The organism is Micromonospora avicenniae (assembly GCF_900156065.1).
Taxonomy (GTDB): Bacteria; Actinomycetota; Actinomycetes; order Mycobacteriales; family Micromonosporaceae; genus Micromonospora; species Micromonospora avicenniae.
Genome location: NZ_FTNF01000007.1, coordinates 49,303 through 70,927 on the forward strand (window position 1 = coordinate 49,303; position 21,625 = coordinate 70,927).

At 72.2% G+C, this 21,625-nt stretch carries 20 protein-coding genes and 1 pseudogene; 11 read left to right on the forward strand and 10 right to left on the reverse strand.

Annotation, left to right across the window (positions count from 1 at the left end; translation table 11 throughout):
• Window positions 1-42 precede the first annotated feature (42 nt).
• Together BXA10_RS13225 and BXA10_RS13230 are read left to right on the forward strand one after the other, a co-directional pair.
• Window positions 43-1,089, forward strand: coding sequence for an Rv2578c family radical SAM protein (locus BXA10_RS13225; protein ID WP_076470633.1), 1,047 nt, complete (start codon window positions 43-45; stop codon window positions 1,087-1,089).
• A 42-nt stretch (window positions 1,090-1,131) separates the two neighbouring features.
• Window positions 1,132-1,539, forward strand: coding sequence for a CoA-binding protein (locus BXA10_RS13230; protein WP_076470831.1), 408 nt, complete (start codon window positions 1,132-1,134; stop codon window positions 1,537-1,539).
• A gap of 92 nt (window positions 1,540-1,631) precedes the next feature.
• Here BXA10_RS13230 and BXA10_RS13235 read toward each other — a convergent pair whose 3' ends face one another.
• Window positions 1,632-2,828, reverse strand: a complete 1,197-nt coding sequence (locus BXA10_RS13235) for an acyl-CoA dehydrogenase family protein (protein WP_076470634.1) — start codon at window positions 2,826-2,828, stop codon at window positions 1,632-1,634.
• Between the two features lie 178 nt (window positions 2,829-3,006).
• On the opposite strand from BXA10_RS13235, the gene BXA10_RS13240 reads away from it, so the two are divergent.
• Window positions 3,007-3,567 carry a DUF4190 domain-containing protein gene (locus BXA10_RS13240; protein ID WP_245828232.1) on the forward strand — a complete coding sequence of 187 codons (561 nt, stop codon included), beginning with the start codon at window positions 3,007-3,009 and terminating at the stop codon, window positions 3,565-3,567.
• Between the two features lie 24 nt (window positions 3,568-3,591).
• Here the strand turns inward: BXA10_RS13240 and BXA10_RS13245 are convergent, their stop codons facing one another.
• Window positions 3,592-4,392: an SDR family NAD(P)-dependent oxidoreductase gene (locus BXA10_RS13245; RefSeq protein WP_076470635.1), complete on the reverse strand. Its 801-nt coding sequence runs from the start codon at window positions 4,390-4,392 to the stop codon at window positions 3,592-3,594.
• 220 nt (window positions 4,393-4,612) lie between these two features.
• Between BXA10_RS13245 and BXA10_RS13250 the strand changes: the two genes are divergently transcribed.
• The gene (locus BXA10_RS13250; protein ID WP_076470636.1) at window positions 4,613-5,167 is read left to right on the forward strand and encodes a DUF4190 domain-containing protein; all 555 of its coding nucleotides are present in this window, start codon (window positions 4,613-4,615) and stop codon (window positions 5,165-5,167) included.
• Between the two features lie 51 nt (window positions 5,168-5,218).
• On the opposite strand, the gene BXA10_RS13255 is transcribed toward BXA10_RS13250, so the two are convergent.
• Window positions 5,219-6,175, reverse strand: coding sequence for an HpcH/HpaI aldolase/citrate lyase family protein (locus BXA10_RS13255; protein WP_076470637.1), 957 nt, complete (start codon window positions 6,173-6,175; stop codon window positions 5,219-5,221).
• Window positions 6,176-6,293: 118 nt separating this feature from the next.
• Between BXA10_RS13255 and BXA10_RS13260 the strand changes: the two genes are divergently transcribed.
• Both BXA10_RS13260 and BXA10_RS32810 read left to right on the forward strand, forming a co-directional pair.
• On the forward strand, window positions 6,294-7,118 hold the full coding sequence (locus BXA10_RS13260; RefSeq protein ID WP_076470833.1) for an SDR family NAD(P)-dependent oxidoreductase: 825 nt from the start codon (window positions 6,294-6,296) through the stop codon (window positions 7,116-7,118).
• Between the two features lie 186 nt (window positions 7,119-7,304).
• A pseudogene (locus tag BXA10_RS32810) lies at window positions 7,305-7,799 on the forward strand (transmembrane-type terpene cyclase); the annotation flags it as partial.
• A 124-nt stretch (window positions 7,800-7,923) separates the two neighbouring features.
• On the opposite strand, the gene BXA10_RS13265 reads toward BXA10_RS32810, so the two are convergent.
• Both BXA10_RS13265 and BXA10_RS13270 read right to left on the reverse strand, forming a co-directional pair.
• The gene (locus BXA10_RS13265; protein WP_245828234.1) at window positions 7,924-10,092 is read right to left on the reverse strand and encodes an APC family permease; all 2,169 of its coding nucleotides are present in this window, start codon (window positions 10,090-10,092) and stop codon (window positions 7,924-7,926) included.
• 154 nt (window positions 10,093-10,246) lie between these two features.
• Window positions 10,247-11,182: a DMT family transporter gene (locus BXA10_RS13270; RefSeq protein ID WP_076470834.1), complete on the reverse strand. Its 936-nt coding sequence runs from the start codon at window positions 11,180-11,182 to the stop codon at window positions 10,247-10,249.
• A gap of 140 nt (window positions 11,183-11,322) precedes the next feature.
• On the opposite strand from BXA10_RS13270, the gene BXA10_RS13275 reads away from it, so the two are divergent.
• A complete protein-coding gene (locus BXA10_RS13275) occupies window positions 11,323-12,072 on the forward strand; it encodes an HAD family hydrolase (RefSeq protein ID WP_084752699.1) in 750 nt (249 codons plus the stop codon).
• Between the two features lie 14 nt (window positions 12,073-12,086).
• Here BXA10_RS13275 and BXA10_RS13280 read toward each other — a convergent pair whose 3' ends face one another.
• Window positions 12,087-12,599 (reverse strand): hypothetical protein, encoded by a 513-nt coding sequence (locus BXA10_RS13280; protein WP_076470639.1) that lies wholly within the window; start codon window positions 12,597-12,599, stop codon window positions 12,087-12,089.
• Window positions 12,600-12,649: 50 nt separating this feature from the next.
• Window positions 12,650-13,519, reverse strand: a complete 870-nt coding sequence (locus tag BXA10_RS13285; protein WP_076470640.1) for a PhzF family phenazine biosynthesis protein — start codon at window positions 13,517-13,519, stop codon at window positions 12,650-12,652.
• 33 nt (window positions 13,520-13,552) lie between these two features.
• Here BXA10_RS13285 and BXA10_RS13290 point away from each other — a divergent pair, with 33 nt between their 5' ends.
• From BXA10_RS13290 to BXA10_RS13300, 3 genes are all read left to right on the forward strand, one after another.
• Window positions 13,553-14,833 carry a magnesium transporter MgtE N-terminal domain-containing protein gene (locus BXA10_RS13290; RefSeq protein WP_076470835.1) on the forward strand — a complete coding sequence of 427 codons (1,281 nt, stop codon included), beginning with the start codon at window positions 13,553-13,555 and terminating at the stop codon, window positions 14,831-14,833.
• On the forward strand, window positions 14,826-15,452 hold the full coding sequence (locus BXA10_RS13295) for a DUF1003 domain-containing protein (RefSeq protein ID WP_076470641.1): 627 nt from the start codon (window positions 14,826-14,828) through the stop codon (window positions 15,450-15,452). The genes BXA10_RS13290 and BXA10_RS13295 overlap by 8 nt, the downstream gene beginning before the upstream one ends.
• Before the next feature lie 216 nt (window positions 15,453-15,668).
• A complete protein-coding gene (locus BXA10_RS13300) occupies window positions 15,669-16,817 on the forward strand; it encodes an Mrp/NBP35 family ATP-binding protein (RefSeq protein WP_076470642.1) in 1,149 nt (382 codons plus the stop codon).
• Window positions 16,818-17,282: 465 nt separating this feature from the next.
• Here the strand turns inward: BXA10_RS13300 and BXA10_RS13305 are convergent, their stop codons facing one another.
• Together BXA10_RS13305 and BXA10_RS13310 are read right to left on the reverse strand one after the other, a co-directional pair.
• Window positions 17,283-17,702, reverse strand: coding sequence for a twin-arginine translocase TatA/TatE family subunit (locus BXA10_RS13305; protein ID WP_076470643.1), 420 nt, complete (start codon window positions 17,700-17,702; stop codon window positions 17,283-17,285).
• Window positions 17,703-17,778: 76 nt separating this feature from the next.
• The gene (locus BXA10_RS13310) at window positions 17,779-19,095 is read right to left on the reverse strand and encodes a S1C family serine protease (protein WP_076470644.1); all 1,317 of its coding nucleotides are present in this window, start codon (window positions 19,093-19,095) and stop codon (window positions 17,779-17,781) included.
• A 273-nt stretch (window positions 19,096-19,368) separates the two neighbouring features.
• Here BXA10_RS13310 and BXA10_RS13315 point away from each other — a divergent pair, with 273 nt between their 5' ends.
• Window positions 19,369-19,977 carry an O-methyltransferase gene (locus BXA10_RS13315; RefSeq protein ID WP_175649209.1) on the forward strand — a complete coding sequence of 203 codons (609 nt, stop codon included), beginning with the start codon at window positions 19,369-19,371 and terminating at the stop codon, window positions 19,975-19,977.
• Between the two features lie 49 nt (window positions 19,978-20,026).
• Here BXA10_RS13315 and BXA10_RS13320 read toward each other — a convergent pair whose 3' ends face one another.
• A complete protein-coding gene (locus tag BXA10_RS13320) occupies window positions 20,027-21,502 on the reverse strand; it encodes a leucyl aminopeptidase family protein (protein WP_076470645.1) in 1,476 nt (491 codons plus the stop codon).
• Window positions 21,503-21,625: the final 123 nt, after the last annotated feature.

Below are 21,625 nucleotides of genomic sequence, written 5' to 3' on the forward strand. Positions count from 1 at the left end.
ACACGCTTGCGCCATGCTCGTACATGTGTTCGAATTGTGGCCATGCGCTGGGACAACCTCGCCGCTCCCCCGGACGAGGGGGCTCCCGAACGGGCAGCGCCAGCGACGCCACCCCTGCCGCTGGCGCTGCCCGGCGCGACCGTCCGCACCTTCGACACTCCGGGCTTCTCCGGCATGACGTTCTACGAGGTGCAGGCCAAGTCGATCATCAATCGTGTGGCGGGCAACTCGCACGTCCCGTTCGAGTGGACGATCAACCCCTACCGTGGCTGCAGTCATGCGTGTGTCTACTGCTTTGCGAGGAATACTCACACCTACCTCGACCTGGATGCCGGGGCGGACTTCGACCAGAAGGTGATCGTCAAGGTCAACGCGGGTGAGCTGCTGCGGCGGGAGCTGGCGGCGCCGCGGTGGCGGGGCGCCCACATCGCGATGGGCACGAACGTCGACTGCTACCAGCGGGCCGAGGGGCGCTACCAGCTGATGCCGCAGATCATCACGGCGCTGCGCGACTTCGCCAACCCATTCTCGATCCTCACCAAGGGCACCTTGATCCTGCGCGACCTTCCGCTGCTCCGGCAGGCCGCCGAGGTCACCCGGGTCGGCGTCTCCTTCTCGGTGGGCTTCGTCGACGAGCGGCTCTGGCGGGCCGTCGAGCCGGGCACCCCCAGCCCGCGCCGCAGGCTGGACGCCGTCCGGACGCTCTCCGACGCCGGTTTCTCCGTGGGCGTACTGATGGCGCCGATCCTGCCCGGCCTCACCGACGACGACGAGTCGATCGACGCCACCGTCGCGGCGATCGCGGCGGCCGGAGCGACCAGCGTGACACCCATACCGCTGCACCTGCGCACCGGCGCTCGCGAGTGGTACGCGCACTGGCTGGCCCGCGAGTTCCCGCACCTGGTGCCGCGCTACCGCGAGCTATACCGTGCCGGCTCGTACACGCCGCAGGCCTATCAACGGGAGCTGACCGCGCGGGTGCGGATCGCCGCCCGCCGGCACGGCCTGCACCGGGGCGAGCAGGGCGAGAACCGCAACCATCCGCAACCGCCGGCACCGCCGGCCACCGAGCAGCTCACCCTGCTCTGACCGCTCGTGGGCGAAGGCCGGGTCGCGGGCTACAGTCGGCCGGTGCGTACCGCTCAGGAAATTCTCGCCGACTCCGCCGTGATCGCCGTGGTGGGCGCGTCCCGCGACCCGCTCAAGTCCGCGCACAGCGTGCCCTTGCAGATGCAGCGGCACGGCTGGCGGATCATCCCGGTCAACCCGATCGCCGACGAACTGTTCGGAGAGCGGGTCTACCGCACGCTCGCCGACATCCCGCACCCGGTGGACCTGGTGAACGTGTTCCGGCCCGCCGAGGATGCGGTCGAGGTGGTCCGGCAGGCGGTGGCGATCGGCGCCCCCGCCGTGTGGCTGCAGCTCGACATCATCTCGCCCGAGGCGCGGCGGATCGCCGAGGAGGCCGGCATCGAGTACGTCGAGAACCGCTGCCTGGCGGTGGAACGCGCCGTCGGTGCCCTCACCCGCCTCGGCTGAGCCGACCCGACCTGTTGATCAAGAGATTCGCGTCAGATCCGGCCCCGCCGGCGACGCGAACCTCTTGATCGACGTGGGGATGTGGGCGGGCGTCAGAGCTTGTACTCCTTGAGCAGGCCGCGGGAGATGATCGTCTTCTGGATCTCCGAGGTGCCCTCGCCGATCAGCAGGAACGGCGCCTCCCGCATCAGCCGCTCGATCTCGTACTCCTTGGAGTAGCCGTAGCCGCCGTGGATGCGGAAGGCCTCCTGGACCACCTCGGCGCAGTATTCCGAGGCGAGCAGCTTGGCCATACCGGCCTCGACGTCGTTGCGCTGGCCGGCGTCCTTGAGCCGGGCCGCGTTGACCATGAGGGCGTGCGCGGCCTCGATCTTCGTACCCATCTCGGCGAGCTTGAACGCGACGGCCTGGTGCTTGGCGAGCGGCTGGCCGAAGGTGCGGCGCTGCTGGGCGTACGCGACGGCCAGTTCGAAGGCCCGGATCGAGATGCCACAGGCGCGGGCGGCGACGTTCACCCGGCCGACCTCGATGCCGTCCATCATCTGGTAGAAGCCACGGCCGACCTTCTCCGCACCGCCGAGCACGGCCGAGGCGGGCACGGTCACCCCGTCGAGCACCATCTCCGTGGTCTCGACGCCCTTGTAGCCCATCTTCTCGATCCGGCCGGGGATGGTGAGGCCGGGCGCCGTCTCGCCGAAGCCGGGCTCCTTCTCCAGCAGGAAGGTGCTCATGTTGCCGTAGACCGAGTCGGCGCCGGTGTCGGTCTTGACCAGGGTGGCCACCACCGAGGAGTACGCCCCGTTTGTCAGCCACATCTTCTGGCCGTCGATGACGAACCGGTCGCCGTCGCGGACGGCCTTCGACCTGATCGCGGCGACGTCGGAGCCGCACTCCGGCTCGGACATCGAGAACGCGCCCCGCGTGTCGCCGGTGGCCATCCTCGGCAGCAGCCGGCTCCGCTGCTCTGCCGAGCCGTGTTGGGAGATCAGGTACGCCACGATGAAGTGCGTGTTGACGATGCCGGAGATCGACATCCAGGCCCGGGACAGCTCCTCGACCACGAGGGCGTACGTCAGCAGCGACTCGCCGAGCCCGCCGTACTCCTCGGCGATGGTGAGACCGAAGAGCCCCATCTCGCGCATCCCGTCGATGATGTCGGTCGGGTACTCGTCGGCGCGCTCGAGCCGCTGCGCGTGGGGGATGATTTCCTTGTCGGCGAACTCCCGAACGGTCTCCAGGATCGACCGCTGCACATCGGTCAGGCCGGGCGTCTGGGCGAGTCGAGCCATCTCAGCCTCCGGGGGATCGGAGCATTACTCGTGGGTAACTGAACGCTCGGTCAGTATCGGTCGCCCTCGCGACGAGGCCAAGGTGACCAGTCCACACAACCGCTGTGAAAAGGTTCACCGCTGCGGGTAGCGTCCGGCAAGAGGGCCCATGCCCCGGCGCCGGCAGGAGGAGGAGACCGTGACGAACCCGCCGCCGTCCGACCCGTCCGGTCCCGAGCAGCCACCCTCGCCGTACGAGCCACCGCAGGGCCAGCCGCCCGCCGGGCAGCCGCCGGAGCGCTCGCCCTACGCGCCGCCGTCGGACGAGCCGTCGCCGTTCGGCCCGCCGCCGGAACGCCCGCCGTACCTGCCGCCCGCCGACGAGTCACCCGCGCCACCCGCACCCGACCAACCGCCGTTCGGTCACCCGGGCGGCTACCCGCCGGGCCCGCAGTGGGGGCAGCAGCCGCCGTACGCCCCGCAGCCGCCGTACGGGCAGTACGGGCCGTCTCCTTCCGGCCCGGTCCGCACCAACGTGCTGGCGATCCTGTCGCTGGTCTTCGCGTTCGTCTTCGCGCCGGCCGGCATCGTCCTCGGCCATCTGGCCAAGCGACAGCTGCGCACCAGCCGCGAGGAAGGCGAACAGCTCGCCACCTGGGGACTGATCCTCAGCTACGTCTTCACCGGGCTGGGCCTGCTGGCCTGCTGCGGCTGGCTCGCCGTGGTGATCCTCGCCAGCGGCAACGGCAACAACTACTGAGCACCCGCCGGCGACAGCGTGGGCTCAGCGGAACTCGGCCTCGCGGACGCTGTTGCCTCCGTCGACCACCAGCATCTGCCCGGTGATGTACGACGCGGCGGGCGAGCAGAGGAAGGCAATCGCGGCGGCCACCTCGTCCGGTGTGCCGGGTCGTCCGACAGGCGTGCCGAGCCCCTGCTTGATCTCGGCCATCGTGGACGCCGCCGTGTAGATGGTGCCCGGGGCCACCGCGTTCACGGTCACCCCGTCGGCGATCGCCTCCATGGCGAGGGCCCGGGTCAACCCGACCACGCCCGCCTTGGCCGCGGCGTACGCCGCCTCGGTGGGCAGCGCGTTGACCGGTCCGGCGGTGGCCGACAGGTTGACGATGCGTCCCCAGCCCCGCTCGGCCATCCCACCGATGAACGCCCGGCTGCACAGGAACGCCGTGGTGAGGTTCCGGTCGATCTCACCGCGCCACTCGTCGTACGTGAGCTGAGCGACCGGCCGGAGCACCTCGGGACTGGCCCGGCTCGCCAGGCCGGCGTTGTTGACCAGCACCTCGACGTCGCCGAGCTGCTCGGCGACCGCGTCGGCCAGCGCCCCCACCTCGGACTCGTCGGTCAGGTCGGCGACGAACCCGGTGACTCCCAGTTCGCTCGCCCGTTCGTGGATCCGGCGGGTGGTGGACACGATGGCCACCCGGGCGCCCAGGTCGGCGAGACGGCGGGCGGTCGCGAAGCCGATGCCGTCCGGGCTGCCCGCCCCGGTCACCAGCGCGACCCGGCCGTCGAGCCGCATCGTCACCGGCTCCGGCAACGCGGCCGGTAGATCCTGATCGGCCACGTTGGCCGGTGCGGTCGCGCGGTTGCGCCGGGCGAAGCCCGGACGGCTCGCGTCCCGTCTCGTCGACTGCCGGAGCGGTCCGCGGCGCGCGCGTCGATTGCCATGCCTGGATCCTGCCCGTTCGGGGCGGTACGGGCAACGAGGCACCCGGGTGCCGGGGGCATCGGTTTTGCCCGGTGCTGGCTACCCTGGCGGCACACGCAGCCAACGGAGAGAGCGCATGACCTATCCTCCCCCGCCCGGTTGGCACGATCCGGCAGGATCGGGCCAGCAGCCGAGCCAGCCAGCCGATCCGACGCTGCCGATGAGCGGCCCGCCGGTACCCACCCAGCCAGGCCCGGTCGACCCGTACGCGCCGGCGAATCCGTACGGCGGTCAGCAGCCACCCGCCGTGTCGCCGTACGCGCCGGCCGACCCGTACGCCGCGCAACAGCCGCCCGCCGTCGCCCCGTACGCCCAGCCCGGCCAGGCGCCCGCCTACCCGGGCTACGGTTATCCGCCCGCGCCGCCGACCAACGGGATGGCGGTCGCCGCGATGGTCATCGGCATCACCGGCATCATGGGCCTCTGCGGGTACGGCATCGGCGGCATCATCGGCGTCGTCGGTGCCATCCTCGGCCACATCGCCAAGCGCCAGATCCGTGAGCGGGGTGGGAGCGGCGAGGGCATGGCGACCGCCGGCATCATCATGGGCTGGATCTCCACGGTCATCGCGGTGCTCGCCACGATCGGCATCATCATCGCGATCGTCGTCGCGGCGAACCAGAACAGCTGACCACCGCGGCGGTCGTGCCGGTCGGGACGTCCCGGCCGGCACGACCGCCGGTCACTGCTGGGGTGGGGTGAACGAGGACGTGCGGGTCATCCCGGCGGCCCGCCCCTTGGCGGCGATGACCAGGGCCATCTTGCGAGACGCCTCGTCGATCATCTCGTCACCGAGCATCACCGCGCCGAGCCTGCCACCCGCCTCGGAGGTGTAGTGCTGGTAGGCGTCGAGGATCAACTCGGCGTGGTCGTAGTCGGCCTGGGCCGGCGAGTAGACCTCGTTCGCCGCCTCGATCTGGCCGGGGTGCAGGACCCACTTGCCGTCGAAGCCGAGTGCGGCCGAACGCCGGGCGACCTCGCGGAACCCGTCCAGGTCCCGGATCTGCAGGAACGGCCCGTCGATGGCCTGCTTGTCGTGCATCCGGGCGGCCATGAGGATCCGCATCAGGATGTAGTGGTAGGGGTCGCCGGGGTAGTCCGGGATGAGCGCGCCGACCGCGAGCGACCTCATGTTGATCGAGGCCATGAAGTCGGCCGGACCGAAGATGATCGTCTCCACCCGCGGCGACGCGGCGGCGATCTCGTCCACGTTGACCAGGCCGGCGGCGTTCTCGATCTGCGCCTCGATGCCGATCCGGCCGACCTCGAGGCCGAGCGTCTTCTCCAACTGGGTGAGGGTCAGGTCCAACCACTGCACCTGACCCGCGTTCTGCACCTTCGGCAGCATGACGCAGTCCAGGTTGGCGCCCGCGCCTTCGACCACGTCGATGACGTCCCGGTAGGTCCACGGGGTGGTGAGGTCGTTGACCCGTACGACCCGGGTCTTGCCGGCCCAGTCGCCCTCGTTGAGCGCGGCCACGATGTTCTTGCGGGCGTCCGGCTTCGCCAACGGCGCGACCGCGTCCTCCAGGTCGAGGAAGACCTGATCGGCCGGGAGCCCTTGGGCCTTGCCGAGCATCTTGACGCTGGAACCCGGTACCGCCAGGCAGGACCGGCGGGGGCGACCGACAGCGGCCATGGATGGCTCCTTCCGGCGTGGCGGGAACGCCGACGCCAGCCGACGAAGACTGAGGCACAACGATCCCAAAGGGGCTACGCCACGGTAACGTCGCGCCATGACCGGGGTGAACCGAGCTGTGGAAGATCTCACTGGGCGGCGCCTGGTGTTGGTGACCGGCGCCAGTTCGGGCATCGGCCTGGCGGCTGCGGTCGACCTGGCGCGCCGGGGTGACCAGGTGGTACTCGTCGGCCGCGACCCGGCCCGCCTGCAGGCCGCCGGAGACCGGGTCCGCGACGCGTCCGGAGAGACGCCGGAGCTGTTCCGGGCCGACTTCGCCGTGCTCGACGACGTACGCCGGCTGGCCGAGAAGCTGCGCGCGGCGTACGACCGGATCGACGTGCTGGTCAACAACGCCGGCGCGATCGTGCTCCAGCCGGTCACCACGGTCGACGGCTTCGAACTCTCCATTCAGGCCAACCACCTGGCGCCGTTCCTGCTCAGCAACCTGCTGCGCGACCGGGTCGGCCGGATGGTGGTCACCGCCTCCGGGGCGCACCGCAGCGGCGCGCTGGACCCGAACGACCTCAACCTTCCGCTGCGCCGCTACCGGGCGTTCACGGCGTACGGCACCAGCAAGCAGGCGAACATCCTCTTCACCGCCGAGGCTGCCCGGCGCTGGCCGGAGATCCACTCGCACTGCTTCCACCCCGGGGTGGTGCGCACCCGGTTCGGCAACGAGAGCCGGTTGGTCGCGGCCGGCATGCGCCTGCTGCCGTTCCGCAGCCCGGAGAAGGGCGCGGAGACGCTGCTCTGGCTGGTCAACTCCGACCCGGCGCGACTGCGCAACGGCGGGTACTACTACAACCGGCGGCTCCGCCGTCCGCTGCGCAAGGCGGCCGACCCGCAGCTCGCCGCGCGGCTCTGGACGGCCAGCGCCAAGGCCGTCGGCATCGACGCCTGACCCGTCGCCCGCCCTGCGGCAACCCGAGCCGTCGAGGTCCGAGGTTCGGTTCTCGCGGTTCAACGAACCGGCCGGAAGAGACGAGAGCCACCATTACGGCAACCGCGAGAAAATGATCGGCTTCGAGGTGATCGGCTTGTGACGAATCTCTGTCGCAGCTGAAAGCGAGCCGAAGGTAATCACCTCATGTTCCTTTTCCTTCTGGCGCTGAGCGGACTCGCCTGGAGCATCGTGTATGTCGATGCCGTTCGGGTCGGACTACGCGATCGCACGTACGCCATGCCGCTGTTCGCGCTCGGGCTGAACCTCTGCTGGGAGGTTCTGAACGCCATCGTCGCGCTCCCTGGCGACGGCAGGTTCCAGGGCGTGATCGACGTGTGCTGGGCAGCCCTGGACATCGGCATTCTCTATACCTATTTCCGGTACGGGCGTCGCTATTGGCCACGATCGGTTCCGAGCTGGATCTTTTTCGGCTGGACCCTTCTCGTAATCGCCGCGTCACTCCTCCTGCAACTGCTGTTCATGCACGAGTTCGGTACGCGGACCGGCCCCGCGTACGCCGCGTTCCTGCAGAACCTGCTCATGTCGGTTCTGTTCATTCACATGTTCGTGGCCCGGCGGGGCGCCGAGGGTCAGTCGCTGCTCATCGCGGTCGCCAAGTGGATCGGCACGCTGGCTCCGACCATCGCCTTCGGCGTGCTCGGGCACAGTGTGTTCCTGCTCGCCATCGGTGTGCTGTGCGGCGTGTTCGACCTGATCTACATCGGGATGATGCTCTGGCCGGCCGGCCGATGGGTCGCGTGGACTAGTCGGCCAGATGCACCGGCAGGCTCGTCACCACCACGCCGGGCAGGGCTCGAAGGGCACGGCGCAGGCGATGCTCGGCCCGGCTGTGCAGCAGCCGCTGCCACGGTCCCCGCACCACCACCTCCGGCACCACCACGGTGAGCAGGACATCGGGGCGGGAGGCGTGCAACGCCTCCAGATAGTGGGCGAGCGGCCCGATCGACGTCCGGTAGGGCGACACGATCGTCTCCAGCCGCACATGGTCGCCCCAGGCCTCCCACTGTTCACGGAACCGGTCCGCCTCCGGGTCCTCGGGGGCGATGTGCACGGCCAAGGTCGGCTGGCGCAGCGACGCCGCGTACGCCAGCGCCCGCAGCGACGCCCGGTTCAGGCGGGCGACCGGCACCACCACGAGGTGACGTACCTGCTGCGGAAGCTCCTGGGCCTCGGCCGGCGCCCCTGGTTCGGCTGCGCCGGGCAGCGGCACCGCGGTGAGCGCCGGCCCGGGACGCCGGCCGTCCGGCGGCGGGTGCAGCGCCAGTGACCGTTGCAGCCGCCGGTAGTGCCGGTGGATGGCGAGCGCGAGCAACACCAGCAACGGCACGGCGACGACCACCACCCAGGCGCCCTCGGTGAACTTGGTGATGGCGGCGGTCACCAGCACCAGACCGGAGAGGAGCGCGCCGAGCGCGTTGATCGCCGCGCGCCGGCGCCAGCCTCGGTTGCGCCGCCGGTGCCAGTGCACCACCATGCCGCTCTGCGACAGGGTGAAGGCGAGGAAGACCCCGACCGCGTAGAGCGGGATGAGCGCCTCGGTACGGCCGCGGAACACCAGGAAGACCACTCCCGCCGTGACCGCGAGCGCGATCAGGCCGTTGCTGAACGCCAACCGGTCCCCCATGTGCAGGAACCGGCGCGGCGCGTGGCCGGCCCGAGCCATGAAGAAGAGCAGCCGGGGGAACCCGTTGAACGCGGTGTTCGCAGCCAGCAGCAGGATCAGCGCGGTGGCCGCCTGCACCAGCGCGTACCAGGGGCCGGTGGGGAACGTGGCTCGGGCGAGTTGCGACAGCAGGGTCTTCTCCGGGGTGGGCACCAGCCCGGTCAGGTGGATCAGAACGGTCAGCCCGACGAAGAGCACGACCAGCATCCCGATCATCCAGCTCAGCGTCGTACGGGCGTTGCGCCATTCGGGCCGGCGGAACGCGGGGACGGCGTTCGACACGGCCTCGATGCCGGTCATCGACACGGCCCCGGATGCGAACGCGCGCAGCACCAGCAGCAGCCCCAGCCCTTCGGTGGCCGGCACCGGCGGCGGCGGGACCGGTTCGAAACCCCGCGCGCCGGCGCGCGCGTAGCCGACCAGGAGCACCGCGAGCAGCGCGACGATGAAGGCGTACGTGGGCCAGACGAAGAGGTTACCGGCGGCGCGCACCCCGCGCAGGTTTCCCGCGAGCAGTACGAGGATCGTCAGCAGCCCGAGCGGCACGGTGTACCGGGCCAGGCTGGGCAGCGCCGAGGTGACCGCGTGCACCCCGGCCGCCACCGACACCGCCACGGTCAGCACGTAGTCGACCATCAGGCCGGCTGCGGCGGCTAGCCCCGGCCGGACGCCGAGGTTGTCCAGGGCCACCACGTAGGAACCGGCGCCGTGCGGGTAGGCGACCACGGTCTGCCGGTAGGACAGGCCCACCGTGACCATGAGCACGGCCAGCAGAGCGGTGAGTGGTAGCGACAGACCGAGCGCACCGCCGCCGGCCAGCACCAGCACGGTCAGCATCGCCTCCGGCCCGTACGCCACCGAGCTGAGCAGGTCGGAGGAGAGCACCGGGAGCGCCACCAGCTTGCGCATCCGCTCGTAGAGCACCGCCGCGCTGGTCAGCGGCGGGCCGAACATCGCCCGCCGGCAACGGGACAGCGCCCGACCTGCGCGGGTGCCGGGAATGTTCGCCGGCTCGGTCGCCACCAGTTCGCCCGGCTCCCCCGCCGTGAACATGGCGATCGGCGCGAGCCGACCGAAGCGGCCGGGTGCCGGCTCGGCCCGGCTCCGTTCGAGCGTCGGATCCAGCGGCAGCCGCTCCGGATCGGGTGGGGCGCCGTCCGGGGGGACCCGCCAGTGCTCGCCGATGCGGCGTAGCGCCCCCAGTTCCTCCTGGTCCAGCGGTGGGAACTCGGCCGAGGGCGTGACCACCGTCCCCGGCCCAACCTCGCGCCCTTCACCACCCCCGTCCCCGCGCCCGCGCATACCCGCCCTCCCGTACGCCCCTTCCCCGCACTTTCACGGAAAGTGGCCGCTTCGGCGGCGGAATGGCAACTCTTTCAGAGAAAGTGCGCCCGCCGGGTCGTCAGCGGGGGGTGGGGTGGGGGGTGGCGTCCGGCGGGGCGAGGGCGGAGGCGGAGGCGAGGGCGGGGGCGGGGCGGCGGGACGCGCCGAGCACCACCACGACCACCCCGGCGAGCAGCAGCGCCAGACCGGGCAGGGCGAGCGGTCGGGGCAACTGGCCGAGCCAGACCCAGCCGATCAGGGCCGCGCCCGGCGCCTCCAGCAGGATCAGCACACTCACCGTGGTGGCGGAGACCCGCCGCAGCGCGTAGTTGAACATCGAGTGCCCCAACAGCTGGGCCCCCGCCACCAGGGCGAGGATGGCCAGCCAGGTACGGCCGTCGAAACCGGTCACCCGTACACCGCCGGCCAGGCAGACGACCAGCAGGATCAGCGAGCACACGCCGTAGCAGACGGTGGTGTACGTGGCGGTGCTGACGCTGACCCGGGCCCGTTCGCCGAACGCGGTGTAGATCGCCGCGAACATGCCGCCGGCCACCGCGAGCAGGTCACCGGCGAACGCTCGCCCGGAGACGGCGAAGTCTGCGCCGGTGGCGAACACCGCGCCGGCGACTGCGACCCCGATGCCCGCCCACACCACCGGCGGCAACCGTCGCCCCTGGCCGCGGGCGATCAGCCCCTGCCACACCGGCTGGGTGGCGCCCAGGGCGGTCGCCGCAGCCACCGAGGTGAGCTGGGCGCTCGGCATCCAGGTGGCGAAGTGCGCGGCGAGCGCGACGCCGGAGAGCACGCAGTACAGCCCTTCACGCCGTCCGGCACCGACGGTGAGCGCGCGCAGCTCCGCGCGGCGCCGGACCGCCGAGAACGGGCCCAGCAGCGCGACCGAGAGCAGGTTCCGCCAGAACGCGACGGCCAGCGCGGGGGCGGCCGCGAACGCGATCAGTGGTGCGGACGACGAGACGGCGACCACGGCGAGGGCGAGCGCCCCGACGGTCATCGGGTCGAGCGGCGGGCGGTGCTGAGCTGGGGACACGGGGAGCAATCCTCACACGACCCGGACCGACACTTACCGTCAGCACTCCGTTACGATCACGCGGTCCGCGCCGGCGACCCCCTCACGCCCGGAGGCGCTCCCCCATGCCCAGGTTCCAGGCGGTGCTCTTCGACTTCTTCGGCACGCTGACCCGGTCCGTTCAGCGTGGCGCAGGCCACCACGGCACCGCAGAACTGCTCGGCTGCCCCACCGACACGTTCACGGCGGTGTTGGACCGGACGTTCTACCAACGGGCCAGCGGCCGGTTCGGCAATGCCGAGGCGACCCTGCGCTGGGTCTGCGCGCAGGCCGGCGTACACCCGTCGGACGGCGCGGTCCGCGCGGCCGTGGCGTCCCGGCACCTGGCGGTACGCGCCGACACCCGGCTCCGGCCCGACGCGGTGCCGACGCTGGCTGGGCTGCGCCAGCGTGGACTGCGCACCGGCCTCATCAGCGACTGCACCCACGAGCTGCCGGCCTTCCTGCCGGACCTGGCCATCGCCCCACTGCTCGACGTGCGGATCTTCTCGGTACAGGTGGGGCGCTGCAAGCCGGATCCGGAGCTCTACCTCGCGGCGTGCCGGCGGCTCGGGCTGGCCCCGCGAGAGTGTCTCTTCGTCGGCGACGGTGGTAGCCAGGAGCTCACCGGCGCGGAGCGGGCCGGGTTGACCGCGGCCCGGCTGGCCGCGCCGGACCTCGCCGAACACATGGTGTTCAACGCCGATCTCGACTGGCGCGGCCCGGTGCTCGGTTCGCTGAGCGAGGTGCTCGATCTGGTCGACGCCGGCGGCGACCAGATCGGGCCGGCGACGGAACGGTACGCCCCGATCACCGCCGGCCGGCCGCCCGCCTGACGGTCCTGCGGCGGTCAGCGGCGGCGGACCCGGTGCAGCCGGAACGGCCGACGGGTCGCCCGCGCGGCCGGGGTTTCCCGGGGCGGTTCGGCGAGCGAGCCGGTTGGCAGAGCCGCGCCGGAGACCGGGTCGCCGGCCGGCGTGAGCCGGGTCAGCGCACAGCCCTCGTCCGCCCAGCGCTGCATCAGGTCGGTGGCGGACCCGGGGGCGTTCAGCCGTTTCGCCGCGACCAGCGGCGCGACGGTCTCCCACTCCTCGGTGCCCGGCAGCACCCGATCGACCCGGGCCGGCCAGGTCACGATCCGCCCGCCGTGGTCGCCACGCATGGTGACGTGCGCCCCGGTCGCCTCGGCCAGCCCCGGCGCCGTCTGCTCGCCGGGACCGCTGATCACGAGCAGCGCGCCCTCCAACGGGGCGCACCAGAGCGTCCGCGCCGGGCCGCCGGACACGCTCACCCAGACCACCGCGGCCTTCTTGATCGCCTCGTCGACCAGGGGCGTGCTGTGCCGCCCGTCCTCGTCCGTCACAGCGTTCTCCTCCGTTGTCCGACCCGGGTCCGCGTTCCCCTACGCAGCGTTCAGCCGACGAACGGCGGCACCATGATCTCGCCCCGGGCCACCGGGACGACCTGGCCCGCCACCGTGGTTCCCACTGCGGCACCGTTCGCCGCGGTGACCGTGCAGGCGAGCGACGACGGGCGGTTGATCTCGATGCCCTGCCGGACGGTGTAGCTGGAGCGGCCGTCGCCGGGCAGGAGACCGCTGGCCACCAACCACACGCCGAGGCCCAGCGCCGCCGACCCGGTCGCCGGGTCCTCCGGAACCCCCATACCGGGCACGAAGACCCGGCTGTGCGCCGTTTCGGTCGACGGGTCCCAGGAGAACACGCAGACATGGTCCACACCGAGCCGCTGCGCCGCCGCCGAGTCGACCCGGGCGCGGGCCACCGCGTCGGGGCGGACCGGCAGGTACGGGAACTCCAGCCCGCAGCCGGCGACCCGGGGTGCCGGGCCGGCGTGGTCGGCCGCGGTGAGACCCGCGATCGCCAGCAGCGGCTCCGGGTCCAGTTCGGGCCCCAGGGTCGGTACGCCGCCGGTCAACGTCGCCCCCGTCTCGGTGACCTGGATCGGCATGATGCCGGCCGTGCACTCCTGTGCGACCTGGCCGACGCCGAACACGCCCCGTCGGGCGGCCACCACGGCGGCACCGACACTCGGATGGCCGGCGAACGGCAGTTCGTCCGTCGGGGTGAAGATGCGAGCCCGGTAGGTGGCGCCGGCCTGGGTGGGGGGCAGCACGAACACCGTCTCGGAGAGGTTGAACTCCAGTGCGAGTGCCTGCATCTGCTCGGTGGCCAGGGCCTCGGCACCGAACACCACCGCCAGCGGGTTTCCGGCGAACGGGCGGTCGGTGAAGACGTCCACGATCTCGTAGGACAAGGTCGACATGTTGGTAAACCCTAGGCGCTTAGGCTGGTGGCCGTGACATCCCCGACCCGCGTCTACCTCGCCCGGCTCGCCGGAGTTGCCGTCTTCGATCCGAACGGTGACCTGGTCGGCCGCGTCCGCGACGCAGTCGCCCGACTCCGGCCCACCCAGCGACCGGAGATCGTGGGCCTGGTGGCCGAGATGCCGATGCGCCGGCGGATCTTCCTCTCCATCAACCGGATCACCTCGATCGACGCGGAAGCCGTCGTACTCGGCACCGGCACGCTCAACCTGCGCCGCTTCGAGAAGCGCCCGAACGAACTGCTGGTGCTCCAGGAACTGCTGGACCGGCGGGTGCAGCTGGACCCGGGCGGCCAGTCCGGCGCGGTGGTCGACGTGGCGATGGAATGCAGCCGGGGCGGCGAGTGGAACCTCACCCGGGTGGCCGTACGCGAGCAGACCGGGCGGCTCGCCCGCCGCGGCCACCTGCACCAGGTCGAGTGGGAACGGGTACGGGGGCTGACCGGGATCGCCGACGCCCGGGGTACGGCGAACCTGCTCGCCGTGCTCGAGGACATGCGCCCGGCCGACCTGGCGAACGTGCTGCAGGACCTGCCGGACGCGCGGCGCAACGAGGTGGCCGCCGCGCTCGACGACGAGCGGCTGGCCGATGTGCTCAGCGAGTTGCCCGAACGGGACCAGGTGGAGATCCTCGCGGCGCTGGACCGGGAGCGGGCCGCCGACGTGCTGGAGGAGATGGATCCGGACGACGCCGCCGACCTGCTCAACGAGCTGCCCCCACCCGAGCAGGACGTGCTGCTCGACCTGATGCAGCCGGACGAGGCCGACCCGGTGCGGCAGCTGCTCAAGTACAGCCCGGGCACCGCGGGAAGCGTGATGACCTCCGAGCCGGTCATCATGCCGCCGGACGCCACCGTGGCCGAGGCGCTGGCGCGAATCCGGGAGCCCCAGCTCTCCCCCGCGGTGGCGGCGCAGGTCTTCGTGGCCCGCGCCCCGATGACCACGCCCACCGGGCGCTATCTGGGCATGGTGCACTTCCAGCGGCTGCTCCGCGAGCCGCCGGCCGACCTGCTCGGCGGGGTCGTGGTCAACGACATCGACCCGCTGCAACCGGCCACCCCGCTGCCGGAGATAACCCGCCGAATGGCCACGTACGACCTGGTCGCCATGCCGGTCATCGACCAGAACAACCGGCTCGTCGGCGCGGTGACGGTCGACGACGTGCTGGACCACTCGCTCCCGCGCGACTGGCGGGATCGGGACGCGATCGCCGCCCCGTCCCCGGTCACGGCGCCGGACGGCGCGGATGGCTGAGCGGCAGCGGGCGGGCCGGCTCGACCAGCCACGCGAGCCCCGAGGCGTCAAGCTGCCCCGCTTCGACCCGGAGGCGTTCGGACGCTGGTCGGAGGGGATCGCCCGGAGCATGGGCACCGCCAACTTCATCGTCTACATGACGTTGGTGATCGGGATCTGGTTCGGCTGGAACACGCTGGCCCCGCCCAGCATCCGCTTCGACCCGTACACCTTCACGTTCCTCACGCTGGTGCTGTCCCTGCAGGCCAGTTACGCAGCGCCGCTCATCCTGCTGGCGCAGAACCGGCAGGCGGACCGGGACCGGGTGGCGCTGGAGGAGGACCGGCGGCGGGCGACCGCGCAGAAGGCGGACACCGAGTACCTGGCCCGGGAGATCGCCGCGCTGCGGATCGCCCTGGGCGAGGTGGCCACCCGGGACTTCGTCCGCACCGAACTGGCCCGGCTGGCCGAGGAACTCGACGAGGCGAACCAGCGCCGGCAACGACTCGGACAGCGGCAGCAGGGGAAGGCCCGCGCGACGGGCAACGAAGGGCTGGAGGAACCCCGGGACGAGCTGGACGCCGACTTCACCCGGGACGGCTACGGGGACTCGTCGACGCGGCGCAACCCGAACGGCTGACCGGCTGCGAGGCGCTGCCGCCTCGGCGCGTACGCGCTCCGGACGCTTGAACGCCGCGCGCCTCAAGGGGCCAGGCGAGCGGCGTTCCGTCTCGATGGTCCCACTTCGCCGGGTGGTCGTCCAGCCCCCGTCGGGTGGCCGCCGAGACCCATCGATTCGCTCACACCGCCCCCCGGCAGCGCGGTAGCGGATACCTCTCGACGTAGCATTGCGGGCATGTCAGCACCCGCCAGCACCGTCGAGGACGCGATCCAGGCCGCTCTGGCCACGGTCAACGACCCGGAGATCCGTCGGCCCATCACCGAGCTGGACATGGTCCGGTCCGCGCTGATCGGCCCGGACGGCGTGGTACGGGTCGAGCTGCTGCTCACCGTCGCCGGCTGCCCGCTGAGGGACAAGCTGCGCGCGGACATCACCGCCGCGGTCGCCGCGGTGCCCGGCGTGGCCGGTGTGGAGATCGAGTTCGGCGTCATGAGCCCCGAGCAGCGCCAGTCGCTGCAGGCGAAGCTGCGCGGTGGTACGGCGAGCGCCGACCCGGTGATCCCGTTCGCCCAGCCCGGCTCCCGCACCCGGGTCTACGCGGTGGCCAGCGGCAAGGGCGGCGTCGGCAAGTCCAGCGTCACGGTCAACCTGGCAGCGGCGCTGGCCGCGCGGGGGCTCTCCGTCGGCGTCGTCGACGCGGACATCTACGGTCACTCGGTGCCCCGGATGCTGGGCGCGGACGGCCGCCCGACCCGGGTCGAAGACATGATCATGCCGCCGCAGGCGCACGGCGTGAAGGTCATCTCGATCGGCATGTTCACCGCCGGCAACGCCGCCGTGGTGTGGCGCGGCCCGATGCTGCACCGGGCGTTGCAGCAGTTCCTCGCGGACGTCTACTGGGGCGACCTGGACGTGCTCCTGCTCGACCTGCCGCCGGGCACCGGCGACGTGGCCATCTCGCTGGCCCAGCTGCTGCCCAACTCGGAGATCCTCGTGGTGACCACGCCGCAGGCCGCGGCCGCCGAGGTCGCGGAGCGGGCCGGCGCGATCGCGCTCCAAACCCACCAGCGGGTGGTCGGTGTGATCGAGAACATGTCCTGGCTGGAGCTGCCGGACGGGTCCCGGATGGAGGTCTTCGGCTCCGGTGGCGGGCAGACCGTCGCCGAGTCGCTGAGCCGGACCATCGGCGCCCAGGTGCCTCTGCTCGGTCAGATCCCGCTCGACACCCGGGTACGGGAGGCCGGTGACGTGGGCGACCCGATCGTGCTGTCCGCGCCGGAGTCGCCCGCCGCGACGGCGTTGGGCCAGGTGGCCGACCAGCTCGCCGTACGGCGTGAGTCGCTGCTGGGCAAGCCGCTCGGTCTCAAGCCTGCCGGCCGCTGACACCTGCGCCCGCACGGGCGGCACGCGCAACCCCGGGCCGTGTGCCGCCACAGCGTTGGCGGCGGCCGCTGCCCCGCCAACCCGGGGGCCTCGGTGCCTCTCGCTCGCCGACGAGTGTATCCAGGTGCGCGCCTTTGGAGCTGATGTCGTAGCCGATTCACGGCGCCTCACGTCGCTGCCCCACGCGGCATCGGCCGCGATGGCGCGATCGGTCCCATCCCACGGCGGCGTGACGGGTCCCACGGCGGCGTGACCGGTCCCACGACGGTGTGCCGGTCCTACGACGGCGCGACCGGTGATCGGTGATGGCGTGGACGACTCAGCTCCAAAGGGCGCGAACCCCGACCATCAGCCTCCGCCCGCAGCGGTGGCCGCGGGGCATCCCCGACCGTGCTGACAGAGACCTGGCGCTGCCGCACCGGGCAACCCGGGCCGAGCCGGCCCGGCCGGAGCGAGCGGGTGGGGTCAGGTGGCGTCGTCGTAGCTGGCCCGCTGAGCGGGGGCGGACGTGCCGCTGGTGGCCGTGGACGTACGGCCGTTCGACCGCAGGTCGGCGGCGTTGGCCACGTCCTTCAGCTCGTTGTGCACCCCGGTCACGTCCGCGCGCAGGTTGTCGTAGACGCCCTGCAGCGGCTTCCGGATCGCCTGCTCGTCCTCCTCGCTGAGCAGGTGCTTGCGGATGAACGCCTTCGGGTGCAGATCCTCGAGCTGGATGTCGGTACCGAGTTCCTTGCTCAGGTCGCTGGTGGCGTTGCGGGCCATGCTGCGCAGGTTACGCAGCATCCGCAGCCCGTCGCTGATGACCGCGGGCAGCCGGTCACCGAAGATCAGCAGCGCTAGGAGAAGCAGCGCACCGATCTCCCACCAGTTCAGGTTGTCGAGCATCCTGCGGGCCCCCTCTCGGCGTCACGAGCAAGACTACGCACGATGGAGGCGGACCGGGGAGGGGGTGACGCAGTGTTCACTTCGCGTCCGCAGCCAACGTCACGGAGGCGTTCTGCCTGCTCGATCCCCTGCGGTACTCGACCGTGACCACCGAACCGGGGGCGAACTTGCGGACCAGTGCGATCAGATCGCTCGGCTCGGTCATCGGCCGCCCGTTCAGCCGCAGGACCACGTCACCGGCCTTGAGCCCCGCCGCCTGGGCCGGACCGGACGGCTCGACCGATTCGAGGCGTACGCCGCCGCCGGGAACCGCCGCGTTCGGCCCACCGACCTGGGCGCCGATCACGGTACGCCGGGCCTTGCCGGTGCCGATGATGTCCTGGGTGACCCGCTTCGCCTGGTTGATCGGGATGGCGAAGGCCAGGCCGATGTTGCCGGCCTCCTGCCCCTCCGAGACCAACGACTTGATGGTGGAGTTCACCCCGATCACCCGGCCGGCCGCGTCGACGAGCGGACCGCCGGAGTTGCCGTGGTTGACCGCGGCGTCGGTCTGGATCGCCGCGTAGTAGCGAACCGGGCCGCCGGGCTCCCCGGCCTGCATCGTCCGGTCCAATGCGCTCACGATGCCGGCGGTGACCGTGTTGGTCAGTGACAGCGGCGAGCCGATGGCCAGCACCGGATCGCCCACGGCGAGCGCGTCGGAATCACCGAACTCCACCGGCCGCAGGCCGGAACGCTCCACCTTCATGACCGCGATGTCCGACTCCGGGTCCTGGCCGACCAGCTTGGCCGGGGAGGAGGTGCCGTCGTTGAAGATCACCGAGGCCCGGCCGGTGCCGCCGGCCACCACGTGGTCGTTGGTGATCACGTGCCCGTCGGCGCTCGCGATGAAGCCGGAACCCTCGCTCGTACCGCCGAGACTGCTCACCCGCACGGTCACGACGCTGGGCAGCACCCGCTCGGCGACCGCCGCCAGGGATTCCGGTCGACGCTGGGCGAGCGCGGGCGCCTGACCCGGGTCGGCACCCAGCACCGTGCCGGCCGCGCCGCCGCCACGCACCGCCAGCGCGTAACCGAGTGCGCCGCCGAGGGCGCCCGCGAGCAGAGCGGTGACCAGCGGGATGAGGAGGACCTCGCGGAGCCGTGGCCGGCCGGGCGCGTCCGGATCGCTGACCGGCTCCGGCTCCGTGCCGCTGTGACTCGGCAACGGGACGACCACCGCGGCGGGCGCTGCCGGGTCCCGCCACGGGTCGGTGAGCGCGTCGGACCACCAGGGCGATGCCTCGCGGTCGACCGGGTACCCCGGCGTGGCCGCCGGCTGGCCGCCCACCTCCGGCGGTGCCGCTGGTGCCGGAGCATCACCGGGCCGGCGCCAGTCCCAGCCGTCGGTCACGTCGGTGCCTCCCAGTCCGTCCCCCGGGCCCCGCGTCTCACGACCACGACAAGCGCGTCCGGGCCGCGGCTGACGGGACACCGCTTCCAGGATTGCACGGATGTCCGGGATGGGGTCAGCGGTTGTCAGCGTGATCGCGCGGGCGGGACGCGCGGCTGCGCGCGCGGAGGGCCGCCTCTAGGCTCATAGCCGCGAACCCACCCCTTGCACCACTTCGCCGCCCGGAGGTGCCCCATCGCCACGGTCGCCGGTTCCGGCAGTTCGAACCCGGCCCTGCAGTTCGCCGAGTCGTACGTCACCGAGGATCTCGTGCTCCGCACCGCCCGCAGCCTGGCCCGCGAGGTGGGCCTCGACGCGGTGACCCCCGGCGCGGGCGCGGCACTGCGCCTGCTCGCCGCCGCCGGCAACGCCCGCGCGGTGGTGGAGATCGGCACCGGCACCGGGGTCAGCGGGGTCTGGCTGCTGCGCGGGATGCGCGCGGACGGCGTACTCACCACCATCGACGTCGAGGTGGAGCATCAACGGATCGCCCGGCGGATCTTCACGGAGGCGGGCTTCCCGACCGGGCGTACCCGGATCATCACCGGCCGCGCCTTCGACGTGCTGCCGCGGCTGGCGGACGGCGCGTACGACCTGCTCTTCGTCGACGCCGAGGTGACCGGATTCCACGCCTGCGTCGAGGCCGCGCTGCGGCTGCTGCGCCCCGGCGGCGTCCTCGTGCTCAACGGGGTGCTCGCCGGCGGTCGGATCGGGGACCCGGCCGCGCGGGACGCGGAGACGGTGACCGTCCGGGAGACGATCAAGGCGATCCGGGAGTCGGAGCACTGGATCCCCGCCCTGTTGCCGGCCGGGCACGGGCTGCTCGCCGCGGTCAAGTGCTGACCCGCCCCGGCGGGCCGTCGCTCCGCCGGGGCCGGGTACCGCCCGCCGGTCAGCTCAGCGTCGCCAGCCAGCGCAGCAGCGAACGTACGCCCCAACCGGTCGCGCCCTTGGTCAGCTCCGCGTCGTCGGAGTCGGCCCAGGACGGCGCCGACATGTCCACGTGCACCCAGCGGTCACGCAGGTCGTCGGTGAACTCGCGCAGGTAGAGCGCGGCGAGCACCGAGCCGGCTCCCTGCGTCGGCGCGCTGAACAGGTCCGCCACCTCGCTGCCGAGGTACTCGACGTAGTCCGCCGGCAGCGGCATCCGCCAAGCCTGCTCCCCGGCCGCCTCGACGGCGGCGAGGAACTTGCCCGCGAGCTCGTCGTTCTCGCTGTAGAGGGCACCCGTCCGCTTGCCCAGCGCCACCGCGTTCGCCCCGGTCAGCGTGGCCAGGTCGACCAGCACGTCCGGCTTCAGCTCCCGGACGGCGTAGCTGATCGCGTCGGCGAGGACGAGCCGTCCCTCGGCGTCGGAGTTGGTGGTCTCACTGGTGATCCCGCCGTAGTGGCGGATGACGTCGCCGGGGCGGAACGCCGACCCGCTCACCGCATTTTCCGCGAGCGGCGCCAGCGTGGTGACCCGGACGGGCAGCCGCAGCGCGGCCGCCCCGAGGGTGGCGGCCACCACGGCCGCGGCTCCGCCCATGTCCTTGCGCATCAGCTTCATCGCCGGCACCGGCTTGATCGAGATGCCGCCGGTGTCGAAGGTGATGCCCTTGCCGACCAGCACCACGTGGGTACGGGCGTCGGCCGGGCGCCAGTCCAGCTCGACGAGGCGCGGGGTGCTGGCCGAGCCGCCGCCGACGGCAAGGATGCCGCCGAAGCCCTCGGCGGCCAGCTCGACCGGTCCGCGTACCCGAAGGTGCAGGTCCGGCGTCCCGTCGGCCCGCTCGGCCACCTGCTCGGCGAACCACTGCGGATTCTTCACCGAGGAGGGCGTGTTCGTGAGGTCACGGGCGAACCGGGTCATCCGGGCCGTGGTGCGGGCCGCCTCGACCACCGCCAGGTGGTCGTCCGGGTTGGCCACCACGAGGTCGACCTGCGCCAGCGCGGGCGCCTCACCGGCGTCGGTCAGCCGGAACCGGTAGGAGGCCAGCAGCAGCCCCTCGTAGAGCCCTCGAACGGCCTCCGGGGAGGCGTCGGCCGGCAGCGCGACCGTGGCGTGCTTCTCGTCGGCGACCGCCCGGGCGATCGCGGCGCCGGCCCGCCGCCAGCCCGCCTCGTCCCCGTCGCCCACCCCGGCCAGGACCAGCACGCCGGGGCTGCGCCCCGGACGGAGGTGGGTCCGGGTCTCGCCGGCCCGACCGGTGAGTCGCGCGGCCGGCACCAGTGCGCCGGCCTCTTCGGCGACTCCCTCGGGGAGCGTGGCCGCGGTCAGGACCGGGATGGCCGGGGCGTCGCCGCCCTCCGCCTCTCCGGCCGCTCGGACGGGCAGGACGAGTGTGTCGAGCCGGTCGGGCTCGGCGAACAGACGGATGGCGAGCACGCGGAACCGTACCTCCAGGAAAGTCTCGGTGCGGGACGTTCCGCACCGGTGAAGCCCTGAGCCACCGGCCGGGGCCGGTGGCTCAGGGTATGACGAACCGCCGGGACGGCTGCCGCCGCCCAG